Origin of the sequence: Microbacterium sp. BK668, assembly GCF_004362195.1 — a bacterium.
Lineage (GTDB): Bacteria > Actinomycetota > Actinomycetes > Actinomycetales > Microbacteriaceae > Microbacterium.
This window is the reverse complement of record NZ_SNWG01000001.1, coordinates 2,415,576-2,437,585: the sequence shown is the minus strand read 5'-3', so window position 1 is coordinate 2,437,585 and position 22,010 is coordinate 2,415,576. Positions and strand designations below refer to the sequence as shown.

Here is a 22,010-nt window from a genome sequence, read left to right as displayed (position 1 = left end):
CGACGGCGCCGCGCGGGCTCGCCTCAGACGGCCGGTGCCGGCCAGATGTACGGGAGGTCGTCGGGGATGTCCCCGAACCGGGGACGATAGAACTCGGGATCCTTCCGCACGAGATTCGAACGGTGCGACAGGTGGAACGCCGGGTCTCCGAGCCACAGCGGCAGCTCCAGGTCGTCCTGCCGCACGCCCTCGACCTCGGGCGCGAACGCGAGCAGCTGCGGGCGGACGTTGTCGGGCCGGCCCTGGGCGGTCCAGGCATCCGTCATCGCGAGTCCGTACGACACGAGGGCCGGAAGGTACCCGCGCCACATCTTCGCGGCCGGGTGGTGGCGCCACCCGTAGGTCGGAAGGGTGTTCGCACGCAGCAGCTGCAGGGTCTCGACGCGCTGCTTCCCCAGCCGGGCGCGGTCCAGGGCAGCCGCGGACGCGGCGAACGAGGGGTAAGGGAGGAAGGTCTGCATTCAGTCGGCGCTGGTCACCGAGAGGACGTCGCCGTCCGATCCGAGATTGACCAGCAGCACGTCGTCGGTGGCGTCGGGGTCCAGCGCGTACTCGAGCACCGCGAAAGGATCCGAGCCGCCGTGCTCGTCGGCCAGGATCGTCATGCTCATCAGCTGCAGCGAGCGGATGACGTCGATGTGCAGATCGCCCGATACGTCGACGAGCATGTCGTCGATGTCGTCGCCGAGATTCTCCTGCTGCTGCAGGATGTACTCGGTCACCTCGCTCGTGCGGTCGTCGAGCTCGGAGACCATGGCGTTGCGGGCGCTCCGGTCGATCGCCTCGAGAGACGAGACGAGGCCCGCTGCGACGTCGAGAGCCGCCTCGGAGACGTCGTCCTGGTCGGGTGCCGTCAGGTCGACGGTGACGCTCTGGTCGCCCAATTCGACGTTCTCAGACCAGAAGATCGACCCGTCCGGCCCGGACTCGAGGAGTCCGAAGAAGTCGTGCTCGATCGCCATGAACCCATGAAACCAGCCTGCCGGGTCGGGCGGTAGTGGCGACGCTCCGTGTGTCGCCGAAACGCCGATCAGTCGACGAGGGCGGCCGCGAACACATGCGGCGTGAAGCCCGTGAGGTCGCCGATCCCCTCGCCCTGGCCGAGCAGCTTCACCGGGATTCCGGTGCGCTCCTGCACCGCGAGCACGAATCCGCCCTTCGCCGAGCCGTCGAGCTTGGTGATCACGAGCCCGGTGACTCCGGCGTGCTCGAGGAACGCCTGCGCCTGCATGACGCCGTTCTGGCCGGTCGTGGCATCCAGGACCAACAGGACCTCGCTGATGGGCGCCTGCTTCTCGATCACGCGGCGGATCTTGGTCAGCTCGTCCATCAGGCCGCCCTTGGTGTGCAGGCGGCCGGCGGTGTCGACGAGCACGATCTCCGTCCCCGTGCGCTTGGCGTAGTCGATCGTCTGGAAGGCGACGGATGCCGGATCCTGCCCCTGCTGCTGCGGCCGCACGATCGTCGCGCCGCCGCGTTCGGCCCACGTGGCGAGCTGGTCGACGGCCGCGGCCCGGAAGGTGTCGGCCGCGCCCACCACGACGGAGCGGCCGTAGCGCTGGAGGAACTTCGCGAACTTGCCGATGGTCGTCGTCTTGCCGACGCCGTTGACGCCCACCACGAGCACGACGGCCGGGCGCTCGGTGAGCCGGAGCGTCGTGTCGAACTTGGCGAAGTGCTCCTCGAGCGTCTCTTTGAGCATCCGCTGCAGGTCCCGCGGGTCGGTCGTGCGGTACCGCTCGACCTTCTCGTGCAGCTCGTCGACGATGCGCTCGGTGATGTCGGGACCGAAGTCGGCCGTCAGCAGCGCCGTCTCGAGGTCGTCCCACGTCGTCTCGTCGATCGTCGGCTTCACGAACATGCCGCGCAGCGCGCGGCCGAGCGACCAGGAGCTCTCTGCCATGACTCCAGCCTATGGGGCGCTCCACGCGGCGACGGATCGTCAGCCCGTGCCCGAGAAGACGAGCTGGAATGCGTTCGGATCCGAGCTCAGGAGCGCCCACATGTCGCGCACGTCCGTGGTCGAGGGGCACCGCAGCGTCGCGACGAAGCCCATATCCAGCGCCGCGAAGGCGCGCGCGGCGACGAGGTAGGTCGTCGCGGTCTCGGAGTCGGCGCCCGCGACCGCCCGTGTCTGGACGAGTTCGGAGGGGGTGCGGAAAGGGGCGAGGTCGTCACGCGCGAAGGACGCGATCTCCTCGGCCGTCGTTCCGAACTGGGCGGCGAGCAGCAGGTCCGAGTCGGCGGCGTCGCCGTCCCCTTCGCCGGAATCGGGAAGGGCGCCGTGCCAGTAGCCGACGACGCAGTCCGTCGCCTCGCTCCGGTACGACCACGAGCCGTCCCCGTCGTCGGCTGTCACGACCGTGTACCCGGCGGCACCGTCGAGCGGATCCGCCCACGAGGCCGTCTGCGCGGGATCCAGCAGGTCGCCGTCATCGAGGGAGATCTGGACGGTCGGCGGTTCGGACGACGAAGGCGAGGGCTCGGCGGCGCTCGGCGTCGGAGACGGCTGCACCGTGCACCCGCTCAGGGAGACGAGGAGTGCGACGGAGACCGCCACCGCGGCTCGAGCGGTCGGGCGGCTCACGACGCGACGCGCTCCCCCACCCGCTGGCCGACCACGGCCGAGACGCCGTCCTGGCGCATCGAGACACCGTAGAGGGCGTCCGCGATCTCCATCGTGCGCTTCTGATGCGTGATGACGATGAGCTGGCTGGACGCCCGCAGCTGCTCGAAGACGCCCAGCAGGCGTCCGAGATTCGCATCGTCGAGTGCGGCCTCCACCTCGTCGAGGATGTAGAAGGGACTCGGACGCGCTTTGAAGATCGCCGTCAGCAGAGCCACCGCCGCGAGCGAGCGTTCGCCGCCCGACAGAAGCGAGAGCCGCTCGATCTTCTTGCCCACGGGACGCACGGCGACCTCGATGCCGGTCGTGAGGGGGTTGTCGGGGTCGGTGAGCGAGATGCTGCCCGTACCCCCGGGGAACAGGATCGGGAACACGTCGCCGAACGCCGTCCTGGTGTCCTCGAAGGCCGCGAGGAAGATCGTCTGCATCCGCTCGTCGAGCTCCTCGATGATGGTCATCAGGTCCTTGCGCGTCTGCGTCAGATCGGCCAGCTGCTCGGTGAGGAACTTGTGGCGCTGCTCGAGCGCGGCGAACTCCTCCAGAGCGAGCGGGTTGACGCGGCCGAGCTGGCTCAGCTTGCGCTCGGCGTCCTGCAGGCGTCGCCGCTGCTCGGCGCGGTCGAACGGCACCGAGGCGTCGTCCTTCTCGTCGGAGTTCAGAGGGATCGGCTGATCGGGGCCATATTCCGAAATGAGAATGTTTTCTTCCAAGCCCAGCTCGGAGGCGACGCGCTCGAGCAGGCTCGCAACGTGCAGTCGCTTCTCGTGGATCTGCAGCTCGAGGCCGTGCACGCTCTCCGTCAGCCCTGCCAGCCGCTCGCGCGCGGCCGACTCCTGCGCCCGGAGCTCGGCGAGCTCCTGCGTCACGGCGGTGCGGGCGCTCTCGGCCGTCGCGAGCTCGAGTCGCGCCTGCGTCACGGAGCGGTCGATGGCATCCAGGAGCGGCGGCAGCTGAGCCGTCACGGCGGCCGCCGTCTCGCGCTGCTGCCTCCGGATGACCGCCCGCCGAGCCGCCTCCGCCGCCGCCTCCCGCTCGCGCTCGCGCTGGTTCGACAGCTGGATGACGCGGGCCTCCGCCGCGCGGACCCGTTCACGCAGCGTCTCGACCTCGAGCCGCGTACGCATCTCGTCCTCCCGTGCCGCCTCGAGGCCGGCGAGCAGTCCCTCTCGCGCAGACGCGTCGAGGATCGGTCGCGGGGCCTCGAGGGCCACGGTCAGGCGCTCGTCGGCGACGCGGGCGGAGGCGACGGCATCCTCGACCGCCGCCTCGGCCTGGGCCAGACCCGCTGCGAGGCGCTCGCACTCGGCGATCGCCGCCTCGTGCCGGACGGTCGCCCGGTTGACCTGCTCGGCGTGCGCAGCGAGGGCCGCGTCGTGCGCGCGCAGCGTCTCGAGAGCGGTCTTGGTCGCCTGCCGGGCGCTCTCCAGCTCGCCCACCGTGTCGGCGAGGGCGGTACGCAGGGAGTCCGAGACGACGGTGATCTCCGCGAGCCGTTCGGACGCGGCATCCCGCTCCGCCGCCAGCTCGAGGCGCGAGCGCCCCTGTCCGGATCCCGCGCGGAGGGTGTGGGCCGTCACGACCTCGCCCGTGCGGGTGACCACCGTGGACGACGGCGCCTGCGCCGCGATCGACCGGGCTGCGTCGAGGTCCTCGGCGATGAGCACGGGTGCCAGGATGCCGATCACGCCGTCGGGCGCCGCCACGACGTCGCGCGCGGCGACCGCGCCGCGGACGGCCGCCGTCGGCTCCGTCGCCCGCCCGGCGTGGGCGACCGCGATGTCCACGACGCCGAGGTCTCCGTCCCGCGCGAGCGCGGCGACGTTGAACGCGTCGTCGGTCGAATCGACGAGCACGCCTTCCGCGAGCGGTCCCAGGACGGCTGCGATCGCGGCCTCGTAGCCCGGCGTGACCTTGATGGCATCCCCGATGAGCCCGCGGACGCCGGAGCCCCCGCGCGCCACGATGTCGGCTGCCGCGTTGCGCGTGTCGAGGGCACGGCTCAGCGTCTTGGTCTGCGCCCGCAGGGCCTCGAGCTCGCGCTCCGCGGCATGCAGCCGCTCGCGCAGTCCGTGCACCGCGCCCTCGGCATCGGTCGCGTCGCGCTGAGCGCGCTCGTAGGCCGCCGCGTGCTCGGCGGTGGTGCCCTCGGCGACGAGATCGGGGTCGATGCCCTCGAGCGCCGCCTCGGCGTCCGCCCGGCGGGCCAGGGCTGCGTCGAGCGCCTTCTGCTGTCGCTCCACCGCGCCGCGGACGGCGGCGAGCGTCGAGGCTGCGGCCTCGGCCGTTCCGCGCAGCGCGGTGATCCGCATGTCGTGCTCCGACACGAGGGCGCTCTGCGCGGCGATGTCGGCGTCGAGCGCGTCGAGCTCGGCCCGCGCGCGAAGGACCTCGCGCGCGGCCTCCGCCGCGGCGTCCTGGGCGTCACCCCGCCCCGCCGCGATGTCGTCGATCTCGGTTCGAGCCTCCTCGATCATCGCCTGCGAGACCGTCGTGCGCGTCGCGGGATCGTCGTCGACGCCCTCGCTGAGGAGGGCGAGGCGCTGACCCGCCAGCGTGTACAGGCCGCGCACGCGCTCCTGCACGCGCTCGAGCTCGAATGCCACGCTGCGAGCCCGGTCGACGGCCTCCGAGCGCTGGTCGGCTTCGAGCACCTCGATGCGCGACCGGACGTTCTCGAGCCGGTCCTGCAGGACGAGCCGCTCGGCATGCCGTTCCTGCTCGCTGCGGGTGTGGCCGCCCAGCTCGGTACGGAGGGCGACGAGTTCGTCGGCGAAGAGCCGCGCCTTGGCGTCGCGGACGACCGCCGCGATCGTCGCGGCCTCTCGCGCGATCTCCGCCTGACGTCCGAGCGGCTTCAGCTGCCGGCGCAGCTCGCCCGCGAGATCGCTGAGGCGCAGCAGGTTCGCCTCCATCGCCTCGAGCTTGCGGACGGTCTTCTCCTTGCGCCGCCGGTGCTTGAGGATGCCCGCGGCCTCCTCGATGAAGCCGCGGCGCTCCTCCGGCGAGGCCTGCAGGACGCTGTCGAGGCGGCCCTGACCGACGATCACGTGCATCTCCCGGCCGAGGCCGGTGTCGCTCAGCAGCTCTTGCACATCCAGCAGCCGGCACGTCTCGCCGTTGATGGCGTACTCGCTGGCCCCGTTGCGGAAGAGTGTGCGGCTGATGGTCACCTCGGAGTATTCGATCGGCAGCACGCCGTCGGCGTTGTCGATGGTCAGCTGCACCTCCGCCCGCCCGAGCGGCCCGCGTGTCGCGGTGCCCGCGAAGATGACGTCCTCCATCTTCCCGCCGCGCAGCGTCTTGGCCCCCTGCTCCCCCATGACCCAGGCGAGAGCGTCGACGACGTTCGACTTCCCGGATCCGTTCGGACCGACGATGCACGTGACGCCCGGCTCGAAGGCGAAGGTCGTGGGCTGCGCGAACGACTTGAACCCTTTGAGCGTCACGCTCTTCAGGTGCATGGACGAGCCTCCGCAACGGCCGATGGATGACGCGACAACCGTACCCGACACGCCGGGGAACGCCCGTGCGCCGGGCCGGTGGAGGGATGCTTCGCTCGAAGCTCCGCGAGGGTTTCCGGCCGTTCGGCACGCAAGGCGACACGCGCGGCGAACCGCCGTTTCTGAGAAAAACCTTGACGCCGACCACACGACTGCGCTAGCGTCGCTGATCGCGTCAGAAGTCGAAAGGAGGTCGCCATGATGATGCACATGACTGCTGCCGGCACTGCGCCGGTCCACGCCACCGCGTGCGGTGGATTCCGTGCCACGGCGACCGGGTCCTTCTACGCGTTCATCCCCACGGCCGGCTGACCTGCCGCTCCCGGGAGAACTCTGCCCTCAGGCAGGCTGATCCGGCGATCCCGCCCGCGGCGCATCCCTGCGCCCGCATCGCCCCGCCATCTCTCGAGCGCGATCCGCGCTCCTCCGGCGAACCGACCCCTCATCCCTTCAAGGAAAGACACCACCATGTCCAAGCTCCTCGTGGACGTCCGCACTCTGGACCTCCATCCGCCCGCTCCGGCTCTGCCGGCATCCGCTCCCGTCGGCCTCGTCGACCGCGCATCGCTGCGCCTCGGCCTCTGGCTGCTTCTGCGGAGCGCGGCCCACGCGAACCGTCGCGCGGACCGCGACCTGCGCTCGCGCGCTCTCGAGAACCGTTCCGGTCTCGAGGCGCGGGAGAACGCTGCACTGCGGCGGCTGCACCTGCTGCAGCCGCACCTCTGACGGTGTGCGGCCCGCACCGGGCCGCACACCGCCCCACCGCGCTCCGACCGCACTTCTGACCAGGAACCCCTCATGAGCACCACCACGATCACCGGCGTCGAGTTCCGACCGCTGACCATCCCCGACTCCATCGACTCCCCGGACGCACGCGACTTCCTCGACATGGTCGACGTGCGAAACCGCATCTACGCCGAGATCTCCGGTCACGGCGATCACTCCATCGTCGCCGACGAGCTGCTTCCCCACTACCGCCCCACCGAGTACGAGAAGCGGCTGGTATGGCTGGTGCTGCGCGACGGCGTGCCCGTCGGACGCGTAGGCGCCGACGTCCCTCTGCACGAGGGATCCAAGAACGTGTTCTGGCTCATCGAGCTCCTTCGCCAGGCGCGTGGCCAGGGCATCGGCTCCGCCGGCTACGAGCTCATCGAGCAGACCGCCCGCGAGCACGGCCGCACGGTCCTGCAGTCGTGGGCCGAGCATCCGGCGGCCCCCGGTCCCCGCATCGACTCGCCGACGGGCTTCGGCTCGATCCCCGAGGACGACGCGGCACGCTTCTACCTGCGGCACGGGTACACCCTCGAGCAGGTCGAGCGCAACAGCGCCCTCGACCTACAGGGCTCCTTCGACGAGATCGAGCGGCTGCTGGCCGAGGCGCAGGCGGCCTCGACGGGGTATCGCGTCGTGCAGTGGTCTCCCCCGACGCCCCCGGAGTTCGTCGAGGGCTACGCATGGATGAAGTCGCGCATGAACACCGACGCACCCGCGGCCGGACTCGAGTTCGACGAGGAGGGCTGGGATGCCGCGCGCGTCGCCCGCCACGACGCCCTGTACACCGAGTCGGGCAGGCTCCTCCTCGTGACGGCCGCACAGCACATCGAGACCGGCGAGCTGTGCGCATTCAACGAGCTCGTCATCGGCAAGGACCGCACCGAAGCATCCCATCAGGAGGACACCCTGGTGCTCAAGCAGCACCGCGGCCATCGGCTGGGCATGCTCGTCAAGTGCACGGGACTCCTCTCGTGGCGCGAGATCGCGACGGAGTCGCCGCGGATGATCACGTACAACGCAGAGGAGAACCGCCCGATGCTCGACATCAACGAGGCGATCGGATTCGCGCCGATCGCGTATGAGGGCGCATGGAAGAAGGTGCTCGATGACTGAGACGGCCGCCCCACCGCTCACGATCGGACGCATCGTCGTCCCCGCGACGGTCGACGCCCCCGACGCCGGGCCCTTCCTCGAGATGGTCCGCCTCGGCAACGCCGTCTGCCTGCACGACGCCGGGCACGACGATCTGCATCAGGAGCCTCTCGAGGCGCTGGGGTTCTGGCAGGACCAGCGCGACTGGGGGCAGACCGGCTTCTGGGCCGAGCGCGACGGCCGCATCCTCGGCGCGGTGACGCTCCGCTACGCCCAGGACGAGACCGCGACGACGTCCGACTTCGACCTGCTCGTCGACCCCGAGCACTGGGGCGAGGGTGTCGAGGAGGCACTCCTCGCCGCGGCGGAAGAGGAGGCGCGGGCACTGGGGCGCACCGTCCTCCAGACCTGGACGCTGCATCGACCCGGGACCACCGGGCCGAGGCTGCAGCCGTCGACGGGCTGGGGCGAGGTGCCGGCGGACGATCGCCAGACGGTGTTCCAGCTCGAGAACGGCTTCACGCTCGAGCAGGTGGAGCGCAACAGGGCCTTCGATCTGCGCGGCTCGTTCGCCCTCGTGGAGTCGATGCTCGCTCAAGCCCTCGCCTTCGCCGGGGAGGACTATCGCGTCGTCAGCTGGACGGCGCCGCCGACCCCCGAGGAGTTCCAGGACGGCTACGCCTACGCGATCTCCCGCATGTCGACGGACGTCCCGCAGGGCGGCATGGTCATCGAAGAGGAGAAGTGGGATGCCGAGCGCGTGCGCCGCCGGGATGCCCGCATCGCCGCGCAGGGGCAGGTCGTGTCGGTCGCTTGCGTCCAGCATGTCCCGACGGGGGTGATCGCGGCGTACAACGAGCTCGTGATCGCGGCCGACGACCGGTCCGGCGCGACCCATCAGTACGGCACGCTCGTGCTGAAGGAGCACAGGGGCCACCGACTCGGGACGATCGTCAAGTGCGCCAACCTGCTGCGGTGGCGCGAGATCGCACCCGAGTCGCCGCGCGTCTCGACGTTCAACGCCGAGGAGAACCGGCCAATGCTCGACATCAACGAGGCGATCGGCTTCACGCCGGTGTCGTACGCGGGCGCCTGGAAGAAGATCCTCGCGTAGGGATCGTCGAGGGATGCCGCGCCCCGCGCCGGGCGCGGCATCCCACACTCAGCCGGGAGGCTGCGCCGGCCGCGGTTGACGCTGGCAGTGCGGGCAGTAGTGGCTCGACCGGTTCATGAACGAGACGCGCACGATCGGCCGCCCGCACCGCGGGCACGGCTCCCCCGTGCGTCCGTAGGCGTGGAGCGAGTGCGCGAAGTAGCCCGCCTGCCCGTTCACGTTGACGTACTGCGCGTCGAAGCTCGTCCCGCCCTCGGCGAGGGCCTTCTCGAGCACCGCGCGCACCTCGAGCAGCAGCCGGTTGGCGGCCCGGGTCGAGAGCGCGCGGGCGGGTGTCTCCGGATGGATGCGGGAAGCCCAGAGCGCCTCGTCGGCGTAGATGTTGCCCACTCCGCTCACGACGGACTGATCGAGCAGCACGCGCTTGACGGCCGAGTTCTTGCGGCTCAGGGCGGTGCGGAACCCGCGATCGGAGAACGCCGGATCGAGCGGGTCGCGCGCGATGTGGGCGACCTGTGTCGGGACGGCGGCGGCGTGCGTCCCCCGGCCTCCCGGCGCTGCATCGGGCGTCGGGAGCAGCGCGTCCACGGCGAGCGATCCGAAGGTGCGCTGGTCGGCGAAGACGACGGAGATCTCGCCGTGCGAGGGGTGGTGGATGTCGAGTCGCACGCGCTCGTGACGCTCTGCCGGAGCGCCGGGCGATCGCAGGAGAAGCTGACCGCTCATGCCCAGGTGGCCGACGATGGCATCGACCGGGACGGCACCCTGAGCGGGCAGGAGCGGCAGCCAGAGGAACTTGCCGCGGCGCGCGGCCCCCTCGATCGACCGCCCGGTGAGGGCCGCCTCGAAATCGGCGGCGCCGCCCGCGTGCCGCGTGAGCGCGCGCTCGTCGAGCACCGTCACGCCGGTGATGAGGGCGCCGGCGACGGCGGGCTCGAGGCCGGCGCGAACGACCTCGACCTCGGGGAGCTCAGGCACGCCCGCTCAGCAGGCGCCACGCTCCGAGCGCCGCCGCCGCCTCGGCGTGCTTCTTGCTCGTACCCGTCCCCTGGGCCGACACGTCACCGACCGAGACCGTCGCGGTGAAGCGGCGGTCGTGGTCGGGGCCGGTCGACTCCACGACGTAGACCGGAGCCGCCTGGCCGTCGCGGGCGGCGAGCTCCTGCAGGCTCGTCTTCGGATCCATCGCCGCTCCGTAGCGGTCCGGATCGTCGAGGAGCGGCTCGATCAGCCGGATCACGAGGGACGTAGCGGCGTCCGGCCCGTTGGACAGGTAGGTCGCGCCGATGATGGCTTCGAGCGTGTCGGCGAGGATCGAGTCCTTGTCGCGGCCTCCGGTGAGCTGCTCACCGCGTCCGAGGAGGACGTGGTCGCCCAAGCCGATGCGCCGCCCGACGTCGGCGAGGGCGACGGTCGACACCACCGAGGCGCGGCGCTTGGCGAGCAAGCCCTCGTCGAGCTCGGGGTGATGCGTGAACAGCCGGACGGTGACCGCCTGCCCCAGGACGGAGTCGCCGAGGAACTCGAGGCGCTCGTTGTGGGGGATCTGGCCGTGCTCGTACGCGTAGGAACGGTGCGTGAGGGCGAGCGACAGAAGCCCGGCGTCGATGTCGACGCCGAGCTTGTCGACGAGAACGGCGCGCGGGGCGCCCTCGGAGAGGGGCTGATCCGCGCGCCGCGGGGTGACGTCGGTCACGTCGGGACGACGATCAGACGTCGGCGACCTTGCGGCCCTTGTACTCGAGGAACAGCTCGGTGCCCTGCGAGTCGGTGACGACCTTCGCCTGGTGCGGACGGCTGTAGACGACCTTGCCGTTCTCGATGGTCTTGACCAGCGTGGGGGCCTCGGCCTTCCACTGCGCGCGACGCGAGCGCGTGTTCGAACGGGAGACCTTCCGCTTCGGGGGGTTACCTGCCATGGCTGACTCTTCTCTGTGTTCTCGACGAGTCAGCTGCCCGGCACAGGGCGCGGGGCGTCGTCGTCGTGGTCTTGGGTGTAGTCCTGGAGCGCTGCCCAGCGTGGATCGATGGGAGCGACGGGCTCTGATCCGGTGCTTCCGGTGAGTCGCTCACCCGTGACCGGATCGAGGCCGGGGCAATCCGGCTCACACACCGGCTGAAACGGAAGCGACAGGACGATCGCATCCCTGACCGGAGTTTCAAGATCCACGTGGTCGTCTTGAACCTCGAAGTCAGTTGCTTCCTCCCCAGGATACGCGAAAAGCTCCTGAAACTCGACTTTGAGCGTCTCGGCGATGTCGCGGAGGCAGCGTCCGCAGACGCCGGTGTACTCGGTCTCGGCCTCGCCCGTGGCGAGGATCCCTTCGTGCACCGACTCCAGTCGGACGTCTACCACGATCGGCTCGCCCTCGGCGACCGAGACGAGTCCCTCTCCCCACTTCGCGGGGGCGACGACGTCGAGCGTGTGCTCCCGCATCTCGCCGGGGCGGTGCGCGATGTCGCGGACGGGGATGTCGAGCGGTCCGTTGTGGCGGTTTCTCACGGTCGTCCATGCTACCGGCGGCCGCCCGCGGAGGGCTCGGGTCAGAGGCCGCTGGCGGGAGTTCCCAGGAAGCGCGCCACGGCGGGCGGCACGTACGGCGTGACATCGCCGCCGAGCGATGCGACCTGGCGCACGAGCGAGCTCGAGACGAGGGCGTGCGCGGGGTCCGGGAGGAGGAAGACCGTCTCGACGTGGGCGAGGTGGCGGTTCACGATCGCCATGGGGGTCTCGTAGGCCACGTCCACCTGTGAACGGATGCCCTTGACCAGCACGCCGGCCCCGACATCCGTCGCGTAGTCCACGAGCAGTCCGACGCTCCACGACGCGACCACGACCTCTGTGTCGATGTCGCTCTCGGCGATCGACTGCTCGAGGAGCGCCTGCCGCTGCGCGATCGGCAGCATGGCCTCCTTGCGGGGATTGTGCACGACGAGCACATGCAGCTGGTCGTACAGCGACGCCGCCCGCCGGATGACGTCGAGGTGGCCGAGGGTCGGCGGATCGAACGAACCAGGGACGACGGCGATCCGGCTGCTCATGGCCCCCAGCCTATCCAGGCGGGCGGATGCCTCGGCTCGCGTCACGACTTCGCCAGCGCCGCCCGCTCCTGCTGCCCGACGCGGCGTTCGATCGCCGCGGTCAGGCCGCCGTGCTGCAGCAGGGCCGGGTCCTCGTCGAAGATCCTCTCGGCCGCGATGCGTGCCTCGGCGATGAGATCGGCGTCCTTCACGACGCGCAGCAGCCGGAGCGAGGACCGGGCCCCGGACTGCGCGTCGCCCAGCACGTCCCCCTCGCCACGCAGCTCGAGGTCGACTTCGGCGAGCGCGAAGCCGTCGAGCGTCGAGGCCACGGCGTCCACTCGCGCCCGGGCGGACGAGCCGGCGGGCGCCTCCGTCACGAGCAGGCACAGGCCGGGTACCCCGCCGCGGCCGACGCGCCCCCGCAGCTGGTGCAGCTGCGATACCCCGAACCGGTCCGCCTCGAGGATCGCCATCGTCGAGGCGTTCGGCACGTCGACCCCCACCTCGACGACCGTCGTGGCGACGAGCACGTCGACGTCTCCCCGCGCGAACGCCTGCATGACGGCATCCTTCTCCTCCGCCGGCATCCGGCCATGGAGGATCTGGATGCGGATGTCGCCGAACGCGGGATGCCGGGACAGGAGCTCCGCCGCCTGGACGACGCCCCAGCGTGTGCGGGCCGGCTCATCGTCGTCCTGCCCGATCGGCTCGTCCGCCGTGTCGTCCTTCGCTCCGGCTTCGGCGTCGATCGCCGCGCAGACGACGAAGGCCTGACGCCCCTGCGCGACCTCCTCGGCGATGCGGTCCCAGACCCGGGCGAACCAGCCGGGCTTCTCGGCGAGCGGCGCGACGAACGTCTCGATGCCCGCCCGTCCGGCGGGCATCGTGCGGATGGTCGAGACGTCGAGATCGCCGAAGACGGTCATCGCGACCGTCCGCGGGATGGGCGTCGCGGTCAGCACGAGAGCGTGCGGCGACGAGCCCTTCGCGCGCAGCGACTCGCGCTGCTCGACGCCGAAGCGGTGCTGTTCGTCGACCACCACCAGCCCGAGATCGGCGAAGGTCGTCGACTCGCTCAGCAGCGCGTGCGTGCCCACCACGATGCGCGCCTGCCCGGACGCGGCCCGCAGGGCCGCCTTCCGCCGCTCGGCCGCCGGCAGCTGACCGGTGAGGAGGGTGGGCATGAGCTCCGGCGCGAGCTGGGGACCGAGCATCCGCGCGATCGAGCGCACGTGCTGGGCGGCGAGCACTTCGGTCGGGGCGATGAGGGCCGACTGGCCGCCGCTCTCGGCGACCTGCAGCATCGCGCGCAGCGCGACGAGCGTCTTCCCCGAGCCCACCTCGCCCTGGACCAGCCTGTTCATGGGCCAGTCGCCCTCGAGGTCGCTCTCGATCTGCGCGCCCACCCCGATCTGGTCCGGCGTGCGCGGGAAGGGAAGGGCCTCGTCGAATCGCTCGAGCAGGCGTCCGGGCGCGCGCCTGGTCGCCGAGAGCGACCGCACGAACTGCCGCTGCTGCAGGAGCGCCGCCTGCAGCACGAAGGCCTCGTGCCAGCGGAGCGTCTCGCGGGCCTGCTCGATCTGGTCCTCGAAGTCCGGCCGGTGGATGCGCTCGATCGCCGTGCGCGCGTCGAGGAGGCCATGCCGGTCGCGAAGGCCGCCGGGGAGGGGATCCGGGATGGGGCCGAGCCCGTCGAGGACGAGGTCGATGATCTTCTTGAACTGCCAGCTGGCGACCGCCGACGTCGCCGGGTAGATGGGTATGGGGAGATGGGCGTAGGCTTGCGCGTTCATGCGCGCGGTGTCTTCGTCCTCGAACAGCTCGTAGTCGGGGTGGGCGAGCTGCTTCGCCCCCCGGTACTCGCCGACCTTGCCGGCGAAGATCCCCCGCCGGCCGGGATGCAGGTCTTTGATCCGCCAGGACTGGTTGAAGAACGTCAGCGAGAGATCGCCGTGCCCGTCGCTGATGACGACCTCGAGGATGCTTCCCTTGCGGTACTGCATGCGCCGCTCGTTCGCCCGCCTGACCTCGGCCACGATCGTCACCGCCTCGCCCACGGGCAGCGACGAGATCGGGGTCAGCTCGCCCCGGCGCGCGTAGCGACGCGGATAGTGCGCGACAAGGTCTCCGACCGTCCTCATGCCGAACGCGCGCTCGAGCGCCTTCGCGGTCTTGCCTCCGACCGCGCCGTCGAGTCGGGAATCGAGGGAGAGGCCGGGCATGATCCGAGTGTAGAGATGGTCCGGGACCTCGCCGCCGTGAGAACGCAGAACGGTGCGGCGTCCTACGCTGGAGAGGTGATCCGCCGCTCCATCGCCCGCCTCTACTGGGCGTTCAGCCGGTGGAGGCTCGTCTCCGAGCCCGCCCCCGCGCGCCCCACCGTCGTGCTCGGCGTCCCTCACACGTCGAACTGGGACTTCGTGCTCATGCTCGCCATCGCGTGGCGACTCGGCATGAAGATCCGCTGGCTGGGGAAGGCGAGCCTCTTCCGCGGCTGGCGGTCCCCTGTCATGCATGCGCTCGGCGGCATCCCCGTGGACCGCGCCGACGCGTCACGAGTGGTGTCCGAAGTCGTCGCGCGAATCGGTGAGGACGGCACCTTCGGTCTCGTCGTGACGCCCGAGGGAACTCGCACCGGCGGCGCCTACTGGAAGTCGGGCTTCTACCGGATCGCCCGCGACGCGGGGCTCGGTGTGACCTTCGGATACGTCGACCGCACGACGATGACCACGGGGCTCGGTCCCACGATCGAGCTGACCGGGGACGTGGGCGCCGACATGCACACGATCCGGGCGTTCTACGCCGACAAATCCGGACTTCGTCCGGAGCGCCGCATCGAGCCGAGACTGCGCGAGGAGCAGCTCGACGAGGGTGGCGCGCCGTGACCCGCATCATCGCCGGCCGCGCCGGGGGAACGTCGCTCGACGTTCCCGACCGCGGGACGCGTCCCACGAGCGACCGCGTGCGGGAGTCGCTCTTCGGCGCCCTCGAGTCCGCCGACGCGCTGCGAGGTACCCGCGTGATCGACCTCTACGCCGGGTCGGGCGCTCTCGGGCTGGAGGCCGCCAGTCGCGGCGCGGCATCCGTCGATCTCGTCGAGAGGGGCGCCCCGGCCGCGGCAGTCGTGCAGCGGAACGCGGCGCGGGTCCAGAAGGCGCTCGGACGCGAGGCGGCGATCCGTGTGCACCGGGCGTCGGTCGCCACGTACCTCGCGCGCGCCGCCGGGCCCTACGACCTCGCCTTCCTCGACCCGCCTTACGACCTCTCGGACGCCGACCTGTCCTCGGCGCTTGCAGCCCTGCGTCCGCTGCTCTCGGACGAGGCGCTCGTCGTCGTCGAGCGCGCGCGACGGTCGCCGGCCCCCGACTGGCACGCGGCGGGACTCGAGGGCGTGCGCGACCGGGCATACGGCGACACCACGATGTGGTGGGGTCAGCCGCGCCCGGAGTCCCAGTCGCGGTAGGGGTCCCACCCCGTGCGCGCCCCCGGCAGCTCCTCGCCGATCAGCACCGGCGCGCGCCCGCGCGGCGAGGCGCGGCCGATGCGGCGGAATCCCCGCGGAAGGGCGGCCCCGGACGGGAACGTCGCGAGAAGTCCGTGATCCTCGCCGCCGCTGAGCGCAGGCTCGCCGCCTACGGCTGCGGGATCCAGGACGATGGTCACGCCGGATGCCTCGGCCAGCCGCGTCGCGTCAAGCACGAGGCCGTCCGACACGTCCATGAGCGCCGTCGCCCCGGCGTCGGCGGCGACCGGCCCGAGCGCCACGGGAGGAGTCGGCCGGAGCTGGGCGGCGAGGTCGGCGGCGTCCTCGGGCGACAGGGCGCCGGCATCGACGGGGCGCGGCGCGCCCGAGGGATCCGTGAACCGCGTGAACAGGAGCCCGAGGCCCCGCGCCGCCCGCCCCAGCTCACCGGCTATCGCCACGACGTCGCCCGCGCGTGCTCCCGAGCGCAGCACGGGCGCGCGGCCGTCGAGCGTGCCGAGCGCCGTCACCGCGATCGTCAGGGTGTCGGACACCGTCAGATCGCCGCCCTCGACCGCGCACCCGGGGGCGAGCGCGTCGCAGGCGGCGCGCAGGCCCTCGGCGAGCCCGGTGACGAAGGAGACCCGGGTGTCGTCCGGTATGGCGAGGGCGACGAGCAGCGCCATGGGGCGGCCACCCATCGCGGCGATGTCGGCGAGGTTGACGGCGGCCGCCTTCCAGCCGAGGTCGAAGGCCGACGACCAGGCCAGACGGAAGTCGGGGCCGTGCACGAGCGTGTCGGTGGTCGCGACCACGCGCCCGTCCGGGGCGGCGAGCACGGCGGCATCGTCACCGGGGCCGACGAGAGCCGTGGAAGGTCCGAGGCGGTCGAGGATGCGACGGAGGATGCCGCCCTCGGAGAGGTCGCCGACGCGGGGATCGTCGGGCGGCTCGGTCATCCCTCCAGGCTAGCCTGGAGGGATGACCCGGACCCGCCGCGCCCTCGTCGCCGCCCTCGTCCTCGCGGGCGCGGTGGGCCTCGCCGGGTGCAGCGGCACGGTGACGCTCGAGGCCGCGCCGAACGCCGACGACCCCCTGTGCGCCGAGGTGACCGTGCGGCTTCCGTCGACGGTCGACGGCGAGCAGCGCCGGTGGACGGATGCGCAGGCGACGGGGGCCTGGGGGACTCCCACTGCGGTCCTGCTGACGTGCGGGGTCGAGCCGCCGGGTCCGTCGACGCTGCGCTGCATCACTGTCGGCGGGGTGGACTGGCTCGTGGACGAGTCGGAGTCGCCTCGGTTCCGGCTGACGACGTACGGCCGCTCCCCCGCCGTGCAGCTGTACGTCGACAACGAGCTCGTCTCCCCCAACAATGTGCTCGACGACGTCCGCACCGCCGTGTCGCAGCTGCCGAAGACCGCCGAGTGCACCGCGCCGGAGGCCCCGCTCGACGAGCAGGACTCCGCGACGGGCTGAGTCAGACGGCGCGCTCGAGGGCGGTGTCGACCAGCTCCGAGATGAGCTCGGGATAGGTCATCCCGGAGGCCAGCCAGCACTTCGGGAACATCGAGATCGGCGTGAACCCCGGCATCGTGTTGAGCTCGTTGACGTACAGGCCGTCGGCGGCGAGGAAGAAGTCGACGCGCGCGAGGCCCCGCCCCCCGACCGCTTCGAACGCCCGGACGCCGAGTTCCTGGACGGCGGCGATGTCGGCGGCCGCGAGATCGGAGGGGCACACCACCTCGGCACCCTCTCCTCCGAGGTACTTCCCCTCGAAGTCGTAGAACTCCCGCGTCGTCAGCACGATCTCACCCGGCAGAGACGCGCGTGTCGGCCCGCCCCGACGGCCCTCGAGCACGGCGACCTCGATCTCGCGCCCGACGATCGCCGATTCGATGAGCACCTTGTCGTCCTCGGCGAAGGCCAGCTCGAGCGCCGCGTCGAGCTCCGACGCGTCGTGCACCTTCGACACGCCGACACTCGATCCTGCACGCGCGGGCTTGACGAAGACGGGCTCGCCCAGGGAGGAGGCATCCGTGCGCACGCCCTCCGGATCCGCCGCCCAGCGGGCACGTGAGACCGTGACCCACGGGGAGACCCGCACGCCGGACGCCTGCAGCACGATCTTCATGAAGTGCTTGTCCATGCACAGCGCCGAGTCGAGCACGCCGCCGCCCGCATACGGGATGCCGAGGGTGTCGAGGAAGCCCTGAACCGTCCCGTCCTCGCCGTGCACGCCGTGGAGGATCGGCAGCACGACGTCGAGCGGACCGAGCTCGTCGATGGAGCCGTCGGCGCGCCGGACCCGCAGGTGGCGATCGGCTCCACCCTCCGGCCAGAGGATCCGCGTGCCGTTGTCGGAGACCTCGGGCAGCTTCGACGCATCGAGCGCGAACTTGTCGGGCTCGTCGTCTTCGAGGACGAACACGCCGTCTCGTGTGATCCCGACCGGGATCACACGGTAGCGGTCACGGTTGATCGCGCGGAGGACGCCTCCCGCTGTTGCGGAGCTGATCGAGTGTTCGCTGGAGCGACCTCCAAAGAGCACCACCACCGCCGGCTGTTCCATTCTGCGTCCTCTCGCCCTTCGGCTCGTCGTCGTCGGTCGTCAGGTGGGGCGCGATCTCGCGCGGGTTCATCGTGCCGTCGAGCACGCGCTTGACCTGCTCGACGATGGGCATCTCGATGCCCGCCTCCTTCGCGAGCTGCAGCACGGGGGCGACCGAGGCGAGGCCCTCGGCGGTCTGGTTCATCTGCTTCACGACGTCCTGGAAGCTGTAGCCCTGCCCGAGCAGCCGGCCCGCCGTGTTGTTGCGGCTGAGCGGCGACTGGCACGTCGCGATCAGATCGCCGAGACCCGCGAGGCCCTGCAAGGTCTCGGGATGCGCACCCTGGATCACGGCGAAGTCCGTCATCTCGACGAGTCCGCGGGTGATGATCGAGGCCTTGGTGTTCTCTCCGTAGCCGACGCCGTCCACGATGCCGATCGCCACGGCGATGAGGTTCTTGAGCACCCCGCCGAACTCGGTGCCGATGACGTCGGTGTTGACGAACGAGCGGAAGTAGCGGTTGCGTGCGCGGCGCGCCACGGCGTCGGCGGTCTCCTGGCTCGTCGAGGCGATGACGGCGGCCGTCGGCTGCTCGCGGGCGATCTCGAGCGCGAGGTTCGGACCGGATGCCACGGCGATGCGTGCCGGGTCGCAGTCGAGCTCCTGCTGGATGACCTGGCTCATCCGCAGTCCCGTGCGCTTCTCGACGCCCTTCATGAGCGAGATGATCGGCGCGTCGGTCTTCGACACGAGCGGCCGGACCGCCTTCAGGTTCTCGCGGAGAGTCTGGCTCGGCACCGACAGGTAGACCTGGTCGGCGCTCTCGAGCGCCTCGGAGAGGTGATGCGTCGCCGACATCTCCCGGGGCAGGTTCACGCCCGGCAGGTACTGGCTGTTGCGCTTGGCCTCGTCGATCTCGTGTGCGAGCTCGGGTCGGCGGGCCCACATCGTCACGTGGGCGCCGCCGTCGGCCAGGACCTTCCCGAACGTCGTCCCCCAGCTGCCTGCCCCGACGACCGCGACGCGAGGCAGGGTCTCGTGCCTACGGCTCAAGGCGCCCCGTCTCCTTCTGCCCGTGCTCGGAGGGGTTCCACCGTTCGGCGGGCGCCGGTTCATTGCGGATCGTCGACAGCAGCTCGGCGATCTCCGCCATGACGACGTCCGTCGCCGCGACGAGCGCGGCCGGCTGCGTCTCGTTCGCGCGGAACGCCGAGAGGTCGACGGGCTCGCCGATCACGACCCTCACGGGGCGGCGCAGCGGCCACAGCTTGAGCTTGCCGTAGCGGGGCAGAACCGCCTGGCAGCCCCACTGCGCCATCGGCACGAGCGGGATGTCGCCGGCCAGCGCAAGCCGGACGGCACCGGTCTTCCCGCGCATCGGCCACATGGCGGGATCGCGGGTGAGGGTGCCCTCGGGGTAGACGATGACGCCGCGGCCCAGCTTGACGAGCGTCTCCGACGTCTCGAGAGTCTGGCGCGCGGACGCGGCCGACGAGGAGCGGGCGACCGGAACCATGCCGGTGATCCGGAGGATCCAGCCGAGGACCGGTACGCGGAAGAGGGACTCCTTGGCCATGAAGCGCGGCGCGCGCCCGGCCTTCCACACTGCGAGGGCGACGGCGAGCGGGTCGGACTCGGAGTAGTGGTTCGGCGCGAGGACGTAGGCGCCCTCGCGGGGCAGATTCTCCGCACCCTCGATCTCGAGCTTGAACAGCAGCGCGATCAGCGGCGCGATGACGGCCGCCAGCGGCCAGAAGACACTCGGCCGCGTCTTCTCCGTCGACGCCCGCAGCCGTGGCGAGGTGGCTGCCATGGCTTATCCGACGATGTTGAAATCGGCGCCGAGGGCGTCGAGCTTGGCGAACAGCTTCTCGTAGCCGCGGCGGATGATGCCGACGTTGCGCACGGTCGACTCGCCCTCGGCCGCGAGCGCGGCGATGAGATAGCTGTAACCGCCGCGGAGGTCCGGCACGACGACATCGGCGCCGTGCAGCGGCGTCGGGCCGTTGATGACGGCGGCCTGCTCGAGCTCGCGGCGCGGCACGCGCCGGCCGGGCTGCTGAAGACCGTGCGGATGCACGACGATGTCGGCGCCCATCTGGACGAGTGCCTGCGTGAAGCCGAGGCGGTTCTCATACACGGTCTCGTGCACGACCGACTCGCCGGCAGCCTGCGTCAGAGCGACGATCAGCGGCTGCTGCCAGTCGGTCATGAAGCCGGGGTGCACGTCGGTCTCGACCATGACGGGCTTGAGCGCGCCGTCACGGCGGAACTGGATGCCGTCCTCGTGGATCTCGAACCAGCCGCCGGCCTTGCGGAAGACGTTGAGGAAGGTGAGCATCTCCTGCTGCTTCGCGCCCCCGACGAACACGTCGCCGTCGGTCGCGAGCGCCGCGCACGCCCAGGAGGCGGCCTCGTTGCGGTCGAAGATGCAGCGGTGGTCGTAGCCGCGCAGCGAGTCGACGCCCTCGATGAGGATGACGCGGTTCGGCTCGTAGGAGATGATCGCGCCCATCTTCTGCAGAACGGCGATGAGATCCATGATCTCGGGCTCGATCGCGGCGTTGCGCAGCTCGGTCGTGCCCTTCGCGCGCACCGCGGTCAGAAGCACCTGCTCGGTCGCCCCCACGCTGGGGTACGGCAGCTCGATGTCAGCGCCGTGGAGGCCGTTCGGCGCCGACAGGCGGATGCCGCTCGGCAGCTTCTCGACGATCGCGCCGAAATTGCGCAGCGCGTCGAGGTGGAAGTTGATGGGGCGGTCGCCGATGCGGCATCCCCCGAGGTCGGGGATGAAGGCCTGGCCGAGCAGGTGCAGAAGCGGTCCGCAGAAGAGGATCGGAATGCGGGATGCCCCGGCGTGCGCGTCGATCTCCTCGATGTGCGCCGACACGGCGCCGCTCGGGTCGAAGTGCAGCACGCCGTCCTCGTCGCCCTCATCGACGCGCACGCCGTGCGCCTCGAGGAGGGAGCGCACGACCTTGACGTCGCTGATGTCGGGGACATCTCTCAGCGTGCTCGAGGTCTCGCCGAGGAGCGCGGCCACCATCGCCTTCGTCGCGAGGTTCTTCGCCCCCTTGACCTCCACGCGACCGGTGAGCGGCCGCCCGCCCCGGATCGTGATCGTGTCGCCGGACAGTTCCCTGTCTTCCGCCGTCGGAGCGGCCGTTTCGCTCAGGAGTGTCTTCATCCGGTGGGACCTCATCTGGTTCTTGGTCGAACGCGCGGGCCGCCCTGGTGGAGCGCCGACGCTGGTTTCGGGAACGCCTTAGCTTACGGAACGGGAAGCGTGCGAGGGCGCCACGCCTCGCGACGAGCCTCGAACTGGGCGATCCTGTCTTCGTTCCGCAGAGTGAGCCCGATGTCGTCGAGACCCTCGAGAAGGCGCCACCTAGTGTAATCGTCGATCTCGAAAGCGACCTGAAGACCGCCGATCGTCGCCGTGCGGGCCTCGAGGTCGACGGTCATCGGGATGCCGGGCTCGGCGTCGATCGCGCCCCAGATCGCGTTGAGGTCGTCCTCCGCGATCACACCCGTCACCAGACCCTGCTTGCCCGCGTTGCCGCGGAAGATGTCGGCGAACCGGGGACTGAGCACGACCCGGAAGCCGTAATCGCGCAGCGCCCACACGGCGTGCTCGCGGCTGGAGCCGGTTCCGAAGTCCGGGCCGGCGACGAGGATCGACGCGCCGGCGAAGGCCGCCTGGTTCAGGACGAACGCGGGATCCTGACGCCAGCTGGCGAACAGGGCGTCGTCGAAGCCCGTCTTCGTGACGCGCTTGAGGTAGACGGCGGGGATGATCTGGTCGGTGTCGACGGCGGAGCGCGTGAGCGGTGCCACGATGCCGGTGTGGGTCGAGAACTTCTCCATG

The 22,010-nt window shown here is 71.0% G+C and carries 23 protein-coding genes; 6 read left to right on the top strand and 17 right to left on the bottom strand.

From position 1 onward, the window contains the following. Positions 1-23 precede the first annotated feature (23 nt). The 5 genes from EV279_RS10875 to smc form a co-directional block, all read right to left on the bottom strand. Positions 24-461 carry an MSMEG_6728 family protein gene (locus EV279_RS10875; protein WP_133543391.1) on the bottom strand — a complete coding sequence of 146 codons (438 nt, stop codon included), beginning with the start codon at positions 459-461 and terminating at the stop codon, positions 24-26. Next, entirely contained in the window at positions 462-962 is a 501-nt protein-coding gene (locus tag EV279_RS10870) for a DUF2004 domain-containing protein (protein WP_133543389.1), read from the bottom strand. It abuts the gene before it with no gap. A gap of 68 nt (positions 963-1,030) precedes the next feature. After that, entirely contained in the window at positions 1,031-1,903 is an 873-nt protein-coding gene (ftsY, locus tag EV279_RS10865) for a signal recognition particle-docking protein FtsY (RefSeq protein ID WP_133543387.1), read from the bottom strand. Positions 1,904-1,942: 39 nt separating this feature from the next. Next, the gene (locus EV279_RS10860; protein ID WP_133543385.1) at positions 1,943-2,587 is read right to left on the bottom strand and encodes a hypothetical protein; all 645 of its coding nucleotides are present in this window, start codon (positions 2,585-2,587) and stop codon (positions 1,943-1,945) included. Then, positions 2,584-6,087 (bottom strand): chromosome segregation protein SMC, encoded by a 3,504-nt coding sequence (smc, locus tag EV279_RS10855; protein ID WP_133543383.1) that lies wholly within the window; start codon positions 6,085-6,087, stop codon positions 2,584-2,586. Before smc ends, EV279_RS10860 begins: the two co-directional genes overlap by 4 nt. 507 nt (positions 6,088-6,594) lie before the next feature. Here smc and EV279_RS10850 point away from each other — a divergent pair. From EV279_RS10850 to EV279_RS10840, 3 genes are all read left to right on the top strand, one after another. Then, a complete protein-coding gene (locus EV279_RS10850; protein ID WP_133543381.1) occupies positions 6,595-6,852 on the top strand; it encodes a hypothetical protein in 258 nt (85 codons plus the stop codon). Between the two features lie 72 nt (positions 6,853-6,924). Continuing rightward, positions 6,925-8,013, top strand: coding sequence for a GNAT family N-acetyltransferase (locus tag EV279_RS10845; protein WP_133543379.1), 1,089 nt, complete (start codon positions 6,925-6,927; stop codon positions 8,011-8,013). Continuing rightward, positions 8,006-9,106, top strand: coding sequence for a GNAT family N-acetyltransferase (locus EV279_RS10840; protein ID WP_133543377.1), 1,101 nt, complete (start codon positions 8,006-8,008; stop codon positions 9,104-9,106). The genes EV279_RS10845 and EV279_RS10840 overlap by 8 nt, the downstream gene beginning before the upstream one ends. A 48-nt stretch (positions 9,107-9,154) precedes the next feature. Here EV279_RS10840 and mutM read toward each other — a convergent pair whose 3' ends face one another. The 6 genes from mutM to EV279_RS10810 form a co-directional block, all read right to left on the bottom strand. Beyond that, positions 9,155-10,084 carry a bifunctional DNA-formamidopyrimidine glycosylase/DNA-(apurinic or apyrimidinic site) lyase gene (gene mutM, locus EV279_RS10835; protein WP_133543375.1) on the bottom strand — a complete coding sequence of 310 codons (930 nt, stop codon included), beginning with the start codon at positions 10,082-10,084 and terminating at the stop codon, positions 9,155-9,157. Beyond that, the gene (gene rnc / locus EV279_RS10830) at positions 10,077-10,715 is read right to left on the bottom strand and encodes a ribonuclease III (RefSeq protein WP_243728616.1); all 639 of its coding nucleotides are present in this window, start codon (positions 10,713-10,715) and stop codon (positions 10,077-10,079) included. The genes mutM and rnc overlap by 8 nt, the downstream gene beginning before the upstream one ends. Positions 10,716-10,815: 100 nt before the next feature. After that, complete coding sequence (rpmF, locus tag EV279_RS10825; protein WP_019179169.1) at positions 10,816-11,025, bottom strand: 50S ribosomal protein L32; 210 nt, start codon at positions 11,023-11,025, stop codon at positions 10,816-10,818. A 29-nt stretch (positions 11,026-11,054) separates the two neighbouring features. After that, positions 11,055-11,543, bottom strand: coding sequence for a DUF177 domain-containing protein (locus tag EV279_RS10820; RefSeq protein ID WP_133543371.1), 489 nt, complete (start codon positions 11,541-11,543; stop codon positions 11,055-11,057). Positions 11,544-11,650: 107 nt separating this feature from the next. Then, positions 11,651-12,148, bottom strand: a complete 498-nt coding sequence (coaD, locus tag EV279_RS10815; protein ID WP_133543369.1) for a pantetheine-phosphate adenylyltransferase — start codon at positions 12,146-12,148, stop codon at positions 11,651-11,653. A 41-nt stretch (positions 12,149-12,189) separates the two neighbouring features. Beyond that, complete coding sequence (locus tag EV279_RS10810) at positions 12,190-14,352, bottom strand: ATP-dependent DNA helicase RecG (RefSeq protein WP_133543367.1); 2,163 nt, start codon at positions 14,350-14,352, stop codon at positions 12,190-12,192. A gap of 75 nt (positions 14,353-14,427) precedes the next feature. Here EV279_RS10810 and EV279_RS10805 point away from each other — a divergent pair, with 75 nt between their 5' ends. Further along, positions 14,428-15,015, top strand: a complete 588-nt coding sequence (locus EV279_RS10805; RefSeq protein ID WP_166644509.1) for a 1-acyl-sn-glycerol-3-phosphate acyltransferase — start codon at positions 14,428-14,430, stop codon at positions 15,013-15,015. After that, positions 15,012-15,593 (top strand): 16S rRNA (guanine(966)-N(2))-methyltransferase RsmD, encoded by a 582-nt coding sequence (gene rsmD, locus EV279_RS10800; RefSeq protein ID WP_133543365.1) that lies wholly within the window; start codon positions 15,012-15,014, stop codon positions 15,591-15,593. The genes EV279_RS10805 and rsmD overlap by 4 nt, the downstream gene beginning before the upstream one ends. Here rsmD and thiL read toward each other — a convergent pair. After that, positions 15,563-16,552 carry a thiamine-phosphate kinase gene (gene thiL, locus EV279_RS10795; protein WP_133543363.1) on the bottom strand — a complete coding sequence of 330 codons (990 nt, stop codon included), beginning with the start codon at positions 16,550-16,552 and terminating at the stop codon, positions 15,563-15,565. The two genes, rsmD and thiL, sit on opposite strands and share 31 nt — an antisense overlap. A 22-nt stretch (positions 16,553-16,574) precedes the next feature. Here thiL and EV279_RS10790 point away from each other — a divergent pair, with 22 nt between their 5' ends. Continuing rightward, a complete protein-coding gene (locus tag EV279_RS10790) occupies positions 16,575-17,069 on the top strand; it encodes a DUF3515 family protein (RefSeq protein WP_133543361.1) in 495 nt (164 codons plus the stop codon). Between the two features lies 1 nt (position 17,070). On the opposite strand, the gene EV279_RS10785 is transcribed toward EV279_RS10790, so the two are convergent. From EV279_RS10785 to leuD, 5 genes are all read right to left on the bottom strand, one after another. Then, entirely contained in the window at positions 17,071-18,162 is a 1,092-nt protein-coding gene (locus EV279_RS10785) for a D-alanine--D-alanine ligase family protein (RefSeq protein ID WP_133543359.1), read from the bottom strand. Then, entirely contained in the window at positions 18,062-19,195 is a 1,134-nt protein-coding gene (locus EV279_RS10780) for an NAD(P)H-dependent glycerol-3-phosphate dehydrogenase (protein WP_243728533.1), read from the bottom strand. Before EV279_RS10780 ends, EV279_RS10785 begins: the two co-directional genes overlap by 101 nt. Next, the gene (locus tag EV279_RS10775; RefSeq protein WP_133543355.1) at positions 19,185-19,955 is read right to left on the bottom strand and encodes a lysophospholipid acyltransferase family protein; all 771 of its coding nucleotides are present in this window, start codon (positions 19,953-19,955) and stop codon (positions 19,185-19,187) included. Before EV279_RS10775 ends, EV279_RS10780 begins: the two co-directional genes overlap by 11 nt. 3 nt (positions 19,956-19,958) lie before the next feature. Further along, positions 19,959-21,329, bottom strand: a complete 1,371-nt coding sequence (murA, locus tag EV279_RS10770) for a UDP-N-acetylglucosamine 1-carboxyvinyltransferase (RefSeq protein WP_133543353.1) — start codon at positions 21,327-21,329, stop codon at positions 19,959-19,961. A gap of 83 nt (positions 21,330-21,412) precedes the next feature. Beyond that, positions 21,413-22,009, bottom strand: a complete 597-nt coding sequence (leuD, locus tag EV279_RS10765) for a 3-isopropylmalate dehydratase small subunit (protein ID WP_133543351.1) — start codon at positions 22,007-22,009, stop codon at positions 21,413-21,415. Position 22,010 lies beyond the last annotated feature (1 nt).

Excerpts from the sequence above, each read along its gene's own strand:
- EV279_RS10875 (WP_133543391.1), bottom strand. The coding sequence starts at position 461 with ATGCAGACCTTCCTCCCTTACCCCTCGTTCGCCGCGTCCGCGGCTGCC.
- EV279_RS10870 (WP_133543389.1), bottom strand. The coding sequence starts at position 962 with ATGGCGATCGAGCACGACTTCTTCGGACTCCTCGAGTCCGGGCCGGAC.
- ftsY (WP_133543387.1), bottom strand. The coding sequence starts at position 1,903 with ATGGCAGAGAGCTCCTGGTCGCTCGGCCGCGCGCTGCGCGGCATGTTC.
- smc (WP_133543383.1), bottom strand. The coding sequence starts at position 6,087 with ATGCACCTGAAGAGCGTGACGCTCAAAGGGTTCAAGTCGTTCGCGCAG.
- EV279_RS10850 (WP_133543381.1), top strand. The coding sequence starts at position 6,595 with ATGTCCAAGCTCCTCGTGGACGTCCGCACTCTGGACCTCCATCCGCCC.
- EV279_RS10845 (WP_133543379.1), top strand. The coding sequence starts at position 6,925 with ATGAGCACCACCACGATCACCGGCGTCGAGTTCCGACCGCTGACCATC.
- EV279_RS10840 (WP_133543377.1), top strand. The coding sequence starts at position 8,006 with ATGACTGAGACGGCCGCCCCACCGCTCACGATCGGACGCATCGTCGTC.
- rpmF (WP_019179169.1), bottom strand. The coding sequence starts at position 11,025 with ATGGCAGGTAACCCCCCGAAGCGGAAGGTCTCCCGTTCGAACACGCGC.
- EV279_RS10820 (WP_133543371.1), bottom strand. The coding sequence starts at position 11,543 with ATGCGGGAGCACACGCTCGACGTCGTCGCCCCCGCGAAGTGGGGAGAG.
- coaD (WP_133543369.1), bottom strand. The coding sequence starts at position 12,148 with ATGAGCAGCCGGATCGCCGTCGTCCCTGGTTCGTTCGATCCGCCGACC.
- EV279_RS10810 (WP_133543367.1), bottom strand. The coding sequence starts at position 14,352 with ATGCCCGGCCTCTCCCTCGATTCCCGACTCGACGGCGCGGTCGGAGGC.
- thiL (WP_133543363.1), bottom strand. The coding sequence starts at position 16,552 with ATGACCGAGCCGCCCGACGATCCCCGCGTCGGCGACCTCTCCGAGGGC.
- EV279_RS10790 (WP_133543361.1), top strand. The coding sequence starts at position 16,575 with ATGACCCGGACCCGCCGCGCCCTCGTCGCCGCCCTCGTCCTCGCGGGC.
- EV279_RS10785 (WP_133543359.1), bottom strand. The coding sequence starts at position 18,162 with ATGGAACAGCCGGCGGTGGTGGTGCTCTTTGGAGGTCGCTCCAGCGAA.
- EV279_RS10775 (WP_133543355.1), bottom strand. The coding sequence starts at position 19,955 with ATGGCAGCCACCTCGCCACGGCTGCGGGCGTCGACGGAGAAGACGCGG.
- murA (WP_133543353.1), bottom strand. The coding sequence starts at position 21,329 with ATGAAGACACTCCTGAGCGAAACGGCCGCTCCGACGGCGGAAGACAGG.
- leuD (WP_133543351.1), bottom strand. The coding sequence starts at position 22,009 with ATGGAGAAGTTCTCGACCCACACCGGCATCGTGGCACCGCTCACGCGC.